The sequence below is a fragment of the Desulfosporosinus sp. I2 genome (assembly GCF_000960765.1).
Lineage (GTDB): Bacteria > Bacillota > Desulfitobacteriia > Desulfitobacteriales > Desulfitobacteriaceae > Desulfosporosinus.
In genome coordinates, this window is sequence record NZ_JYNH01000040.1 from 26,175 (window position 1) to 33,176 (window position 7,002).

At 41.7% G+C, this 7,002-nt stretch carries 5 protein-coding genes, 5 tRNA genes and 1 other RNA gene; 1 reads left to right on the forward strand and 10 read right to left on the reverse strand.

What is annotated here, in order from left to right; all coding sequences use genetic code 11:
- Positions 1 to 76: 76 nt before the first annotated feature.
- Positions 77 to 342: signal recognition particle sRNA large type (gene ffs / locus UF75_RS27075), an RNA gene on the reverse strand.
- 257 nt (positions 343 to 599) lie between these two features.
- Positions 600 to 691: transfer RNA gene (locus tag UF75_RS11215), tRNA-Ser, on the reverse strand.
- A 220-nt stretch (positions 692 to 911) separates the two neighbouring features.
- Between UF75_RS11215 and speD the strand changes: the two genes are divergently transcribed.
- Positions 912 to 1,688, forward strand: coding sequence for an adenosylmethionine decarboxylase (gene speD / locus UF75_RS11220; protein ID WP_045574693.1), 777 nt, complete (start codon positions 912 to 914; stop codon positions 1,686 to 1,688).
- Positions 1,689 to 1,762: 74 nt separating this feature from the next.
- Here the strand turns inward: speD and spoIIR are convergent, their stop codons facing one another.
- The 8 genes from spoIIR to serS form a co-directional block, all read right to left on the reverse strand.
- Positions 1,763 to 2,467: a stage II sporulation protein R gene (gene spoIIR, locus UF75_RS11225; RefSeq protein WP_052693176.1), complete on the reverse strand. Its 705-nt coding sequence runs from the start codon at positions 2,465 to 2,467 to the stop codon at positions 1,763 to 1,765.
- A 986-nt stretch (positions 2,468 to 3,453) separates the two neighbouring features.
- A complete protein-coding gene (locus UF75_RS11235) occupies positions 3,454 to 3,921 on the reverse strand; it encodes a DinB family protein (protein ID WP_045574695.1) in 468 nt (155 codons plus the stop codon).
- Positions 3,922 to 4,401: 480 nt separating this feature from the next.
- Positions 4,402 to 4,492, reverse strand: a tRNA-Ser gene (locus tag UF75_RS11240).
- Between the two features lie 40 nt (positions 4,493 to 4,532).
- Complete coding sequence (gene tadA, locus UF75_RS11245; protein WP_045574701.1) at positions 4,533 to 4,979, reverse strand: tRNA adenosine(34) deaminase TadA; 447 nt, start codon at positions 4,977 to 4,979, stop codon at positions 4,533 to 4,535.
- A 14-nt stretch (positions 4,980 to 4,993) separates the two neighbouring features.
- A tRNA-Arg gene (locus UF75_RS11250) sits at positions 4,994 to 5,071 on the reverse strand.
- Positions 5,072 to 5,137: 66 nt separating this feature from the next.
- Positions 5,138 to 5,214, reverse strand: a tRNA-Arg gene (locus UF75_RS11255).
- Positions 5,215 to 5,323: 109 nt separating this feature from the next.
- Positions 5,324 to 5,413: transfer RNA gene (locus tag UF75_RS11260), tRNA-Ser, on the reverse strand.
- Between the two features lie 106 nt (positions 5,414 to 5,519).
- Positions 5,520 to 6,785: a serine--tRNA ligase gene (gene serS / locus UF75_RS11265; protein ID WP_045574696.1), complete on the reverse strand. Its 1,266-nt coding sequence runs from the start codon at positions 6,783 to 6,785 to the stop codon at positions 5,520 to 5,522.
- Positions 6,786 to 7,002: the final 217 nt, after the last annotated feature.

Below are 7,002 nucleotides of genomic sequence, written 5' to 3' on the forward strand. Positions count from 1 at the left end.
TATCACCCTCTTATTCAGAGTGGGGAATATGTTAAAAAAAGATGGTACATTAACCACCTTAATCTTTCATAAATAGCCGTACACCCTAGATCGAGCCATCGCCTCCGAACGTTACCTTGATCAGTAAACTCAATTCAGGCAACCTTACGGCACACAAAACGTTCTCCTTAGTGCTGCTTCCGTCAAGATCTGACACGGTTCGGAGTGTTCTGTTGCGTAAGACCCAAATATCATAGCCACCTACCAAAGACTGCTTCACAGGCGTGGACCTTTCGCGGGAATTCCACCTTGCTAGAGCGGGCTGCAAGTTACAGGGAACCGCTACCTCCCCGTCTAGTACGGCTAAATCAATTATAGCAAAATATAGAAAACTTGGCTAGCGTCCGAAGACACTGTCTTCGCACGTATAAACTCGGCGGAGAAGCCTTCTGGCGAAGGCGGTAGCCTTAGTTGCACTTATGCGTTGGCCAAGGATGGCCGAGTGTCCCTGTAACCAAGGATGGTGAGAAGGGACCTTCTAGAAAGTATATAACGCAAGTTATACTTTCTAACTAGTAAAAAAGCCGAAGTCGAATACTTTGGCTCGGATCCTCTAAAAATGGCGGAGAGAGAGGGATTTGAACCCTCGACACCGGTTGCCCAATGTACCCGCTTTCCAGGCGGGCGCCTTCGACCACTCAGCCACCTCTCCGAGTTCGATAAACTTTCCATCTGTATAATAGATTTAATGAGTTTAGTGAACAAGAGAGATTATATCGCAAAGGAACAGGCGCGTCAATGGCAAATGTAATGTAAATATATGTAATTGGACAATTTAGCTTTCTTAGTTGAATATTTTTACCTTAAATATCGTAGAGTACTCTATGTATCGCTTTATTAAAGCACCATTATTAATATTTTTGGAGGATTAAATGGAAATTAAGCCACTCAAGGAATTAAAATTATATGGATTTAATAACTTAACAAAAACTTTAAGTTTTAATATGTATGATATTTGTTATGCAAAATCGCCCGAGCACCGCCAAGCCTATATCGATTACATAGATGAAGAATACAATTCCGATCGTCTCGCCAGAATCCTTTCAGATGTTGCGAACATCATCGGGGCAAATATCCTGAATGTTGCTAAACAAGACTATAATCCTCAAGGGGCTAGCGTCACAATGCTTGTTTCTGAAGAGCAAGATGTGGCAATACCTGCAAATGTCGTAGCTCATTTAGATAAAAGCCATATCACAGTTCACACATATCCTGAAAGCCATCCCAATAAAGGAATAAGCACATTCAGGGCTGACATTGATGTTTCTACCTGTGGTAAAATATCTCCGCTGGCAGCCCTCAACTATTTAGTGACTAGTTTTTATTCTGATATAGCGATCATCGACTATCGCGTGCGGGGATTTACTCGAGACCTTGATGGTAAAAAGTTTTTTATTGATCATAAAATAAGTTCCATCCAAAACTATCTGGACAAGGAAAAAAAAGAGCTATATCAGATGATTGATGTCAACGTCTATCAAGAAAACATTTTTCATACAAAGATGATCTTAAAGGACTTCGATCTTGATAATTATCTTTTTGGCACTGCCAAAAAGGAACTTCTCCCCAGTGAAAAGAAAAAAATCAAACAACGCTTAACTAAAGAAATGGCCGAGATATTCCATGGCAAGAATATACCGAGAGCTTAGTGCTTTAGTGCTGCGTGCTTTAGTGCTTTAGTGCTTTAGTGCTTAAAGTAAGTCAAAGTGCAAAATTTATATAATTATAAGCGTTTGATCATTTCCCAAAAGAAAAAGCGAACTTTTGGTTTACTAGAAGTGGCCTGTTTATAGATCTGTCCTTTCGAACCAACAGAATCTTTATTTTTAAGTGGGATCCCCAATTTTCCATCCACTGGAACAGCTGTTGAATGTTCAATATCTATAAAACAGAGCGGTGGGAAAAGCACACACCACCAGTTTGATCCCTTTCCCTCCCCGATCACAATGCGTAAAGCCTCATAGTCACCTGCTGGGAGTACTAAGGATCCATAGGATTTAGTAGGAAAGGAAAAGTGTCCGTATTCTGTATGTACTGAGTAATCCTTTCCCCAATCCATAACCACTAAACGCCCTATATCCTCCATTTCTGGACTGAGCTGCTTAAGGATAGTTCGTGATTCATCTAATGACTGAGAAACGGCTAATTGAGGAGAAACTTCTTTCAAAATGGCATCTCGAACCGCTCGTTTTAACTCTTGGTCCTGTTCGCTATCTGAATTGGCGAGGACATGAAAGCGGATCAGCTGATTCGGCCTTGGATCTAGTGCTATTTCATCCGTTGCTTCATATAGTTTATTGGCTTCTATTGCACTAGCACTAGCACTAACACTTGCACTACTTTCCTTAAACGGCCCCCAAAGAGCCGCGTTTCCCCAAATCGTAAGGATACTTAGTATAATAAGACATATAAATCTCAGTACTTTCATGATTCTAGTCCCCTCACCCTCTTCAACTCCTTGCAGAAGTGGTCAAATTATTGTACTAATAGCAGTTTGTCCAAGAATGTGAAGATTTAAGCAAAGTATCTACTTTTTTATTACTGTTATTAAGAGAGAATGCTGACTCCTCTATAGCTCGTTCATAATGTTCTAAAACAGCAGAAGGGCCTCGCTTTAATCGCAAAGACCCTTAATCTTATGTAACCCTATTTATTGAGCTATTATATATAAGAGCACGTAATAGTCTACCTAACACCACTTTAGATCGCTTATTACCTAACTATGATCTTTCGACCATAATCAAGCAGGTCACCACCTAAAATGATGATTCGTTCGACCTTGCAGAATATCTACCCAGCTACATACAACCTTTCGGCTGTATATAACCGACTTTCTTACACATGCATACATCTAAAGACATATGGTTGAGTAAGAAAAACTCAACACCCTGCAAAATCTTAGCTCGACCCTTTACGATAAGTTGGAACCTTAAGACAATCAAAAAGAGACTGCAGTAAAGCTTTTCCCCACCATAAAAAATCTTCCCTCCGACAATATACAAGCGTTTGACCACCTGTATATCATCTTTGGCCGACCCATATACACCCCGTAAAGAGCCTATATAAATCTTGGCTCAACCATTACGTACCCTCATGGTCTTATTATCAACCTCGACGCTTAATAATATACTGGTAAAATTTAGTGATGTAACGCATCCTATTGTGAAAAGATTATTGTTGGTGAAGCTGCGTCTATTCGTGGTATACTTAATAAAACTATTGCTTTACTCCCCCCTGTCAACGATAGAAATTTTGCTTACTAAGAACGATTATTTCTGTGCGAAAGGAGTGACATGTGATGGGAGATAAGAGTCCTAAGAAAGAGACAAAAAAGCCCAAGCAACCTAAAAAACCAAAATAAACAGTTAAAGGGTCTTCACGTTTTGCCGTGAAGACCCTTCTTTTCATCAAACTCTATGCGCTAAATTTCTTTAACATTTTAATGGTTTGAACATGCATACCTTCATGATACATCCCAAATGTCAAAAATTCTCCAATAGTTTTTAAAGTTAAGCCAGAGGGCATGTTATATGGTTTTGCAACGTTTTCGGCTAACCTGTTTTCTAGTGTTGCTTGGATTCGATTTGTTTGATCTTCCAATAATCTCGTCAATTCCAGCATGGTTGGTGGTTGCACCTTCCACTCTGAGGGTTTGCTGTCACGACCAAATAACTCAGTAAATTTATCGGGTATTTGCATTGGTTCGGGAATAAAAGCAAAAGCAAATAATTCTTGGACCACATAAACATGACCGAGATTCCAGCGGATATTATTATTGAACCCCTCCGGTATTGAATCCGCTTGGCTTTCACTGACTTCTTTCACTGCATTAAGCGTATTATTACGTATTACCTTTAGTTGGCTAAATAGAAATTCCTTCAATCAATGACACCTCCAAGATGATTATAGCAAATTATTTACCAAGAATCCTAATTCTTTCTTTCAGTTGTTTGTTATTACTGCTAATTATTTTGCATTTAGACTATTCTGTTTCGACCACGCAAACTAAAGAAAACTTGGCTGGCGCCCGAAGACACTGTCTTCGCACGTGTTAGCTTAGCGGAGAAGCTTTGGCGAAGGCGGCCGGTCGAATGCTAAGCAATCCATGGCGCATTCGACACTAGACACGTCCTGTGTCGTCGCCTTAGTTGCCCTTATGCGCTGACCATGGATGGCCGAGTGTCCCTGTAGCCAAGACTCGAACAAGGATGTTCGAGATTAGAGCGCCGCCATGGATGACAAGGCGCCGTGATGGCGGGAAGGGACCTTCCAGAAAGTATATAACGAAGTTATACTTTCTGACTAATAAAAAAGACTCAGCGTTTAAGACGCAAAGTCCATAAATTCTAAGTCCGATATTAATGGCGGAGGAGGTGGGATTCGAACCCACGGACGGCTTACACCGTCAAACGATTTCGAGTCGCTCTCGTTATGACCACTTCGATACTCCTCCGTATATAATTATGATGAATTCAACCATTTCTGATTGAAGTTCACCGTAATCGTTTAAAGAATGATTTTAAGATATCCGAACATTCCTCTTCTAAAACCCCGGCTACCACATCAACCTTATGATTCCAGAGCGTCGTATTTAGGACATTCATTACAGAACCGGTTGCTCCACCTTTTAAATCTGCGGCTCCATAAACAAGTTGCTTTAAACGGGCCTGTACAATGGCCCCTGCGCACATCGGACAAGGCTCTAGGGTTACATATAACGTTGCGTCCGCCAGGCGCCATGAACCTAACTTTTCGGCTGCCCTTTGGATCACTAAGATCTCAGCATGCGCTGTAGGATCTTGTCTCAGTTCTTTTTCGTTAAACGCGGAGACAATGATTTGATTGTCCTTAACTATGACAGCACCGATTGGTACTTCTCCTAGCTCAAAGGCCTTCTCTGCTTGTGCCAGCGCATTGCGCATCCAATCTTGATGAAGCATAATTACCTCTGTTTTGGTGACCCCGGGAGGAGTCGAACCTCCGCAAGACAGGGTTTAGGAAACCCCCGCTCTATCCACTGAGCTACGAGGCCGTGGTTTTTTAAAGAGTAAAAAGTTCGATATACGAACTTCGAATATCGAACCACGAATAACAATGATGGTGCGTTCGGAGGGATTCGAACCCCCGACATTCAGATTCGAAGTCTGACGCTCTATCCAGCTGAACTACGAACGCATAATAAGCTTGGTCTCAAACTCGCCACACTGCTATTAGAAGCAGTGGGTAACATGCCCATAACAAGTCATTCACTCGAACTTCGTGCTTCGAACATCGAACTTCGATATGGCGGAGGGGGTGGGATTCGAACCCACGGACCCCTTACGAAGTCACCGGTTTTCAAGACCGGGTCCTTAAACCACTCGAACACCCCTCCAATAAAAACAACCGAACAAAAGCATAACATAAATGTTCCAGAATTTCAACTAACATCATTTAGTATTTTTTACTATTCATAGAAGCCATCCATGACAAAGGGGACCTTACCCAATATATTCTACACCCATATAAGGTTGAAGAGCTTTAGGAACGCGTACTCTGCCGTCTTGTTCCTGGTAATTTTCTATGATCGCGGCTACAGTACGTCCAATTGCTAATCCACTGCCATTTAGCGTGTGGAGATACTCTGGTTTTTCCTTAGGACCTCTCCTAAAACGAAGGTTTGCTCGACGAGCTTGAAAATCTTCAAAATTACTACAAGAAGAAATTTCCCTATAGGTATTAAAGCTAGGCAGCCATACTTCTAAATCATAGGTTTTGGCAGAGGTAAACCCAAGATCCCCAGCCGATAACGCCATAACTCGGTAGGGAAGCTCTAATATTTGGAGAATGCTTTCCGCATCTCTTGTAAGCATTTCCAGCTCCTCATAGGACTTCTCTGGAAGACAAAATTTTACGAGTTCTACTTTATTAAATTGGTGTTGACGGATAAGCCCTCGTGTATCCCGGCCAGCCGAACCCGCTTCCGAACGAAAACAAGCGCTATAGGCACAGTGACGAATTGGGAGTTGGCTACCATCTAAAATTTCCTCACGATAAAGATTGGTAACTGGCACCTCAGCTGTAGGAATCAAGAAGTAATCAGTTCCCACGATTTTAAAGGCATCATCCTCAAACTTAGGAAGTTGACCAGTCCCCGTCATGGAAGCACGATTAACTATGTAGGGTGGAAGTATTTCAGTATAGCCATTTGTGGTGTGGCGATCAAGCATCAGCGATATAAGAGAACGTTCTAGCTTGGCACCTAACCCTTTATAAAAGGTAAAGCGTGCCCCAGTGACTTTAGCAGCTCTGGTGAAATCTAAAACATCCAGCTTTTCTCCAATTTCATAGTGTGCCTTTGGCTCAAAGTCATAAACACGAGGGGTACCCCATGTGCGAACTTGAACATTGGCAGTTTCATCTGAACCAATCGGAACGCTGGAATGAGGGATGTTAGGAATTTCATAAAGGACCTTTTCCATTGCTTGCACTATATCTGATGATTTTTGTTCCAAATCCTTGATTGTTTGACCAACTTCGCGCATTTCTAAGACGAGGCTTTCGGCGTCTTTCCCACTTTTTTTAAGACGTCCAACTTCTTCCGAGACAGAATTACGCCGAGCTTTTAAAGTTTCAATTTCAAAGAGGAGTTTTCGTCGCTCCTCTTCTTGAATTAGAAATTGGTCAAGACTAATGACGGCATGCCTCTTTTGCAATGCTTCTTTAACCACGTTAGGATTATTACGAACAAACTTAAGATCCAACATACTAAAAACCTCCCATGTCAATAAAGAAAACTTGGCTAGCGCCAAGCGCTGGTCATGGATGACCGAGTGTCCCTGAAGCCATGGATGGCGAGAAGGGACCCACAGGCGCTGGCGGTTACCTTAGTTGTACTTATACTTTCAGAAAGTATTAACTGTCAAGCTATACTTTCTGACTAGTAGAACACATAATTACTTAGGCAATGTTCATTGATCATGT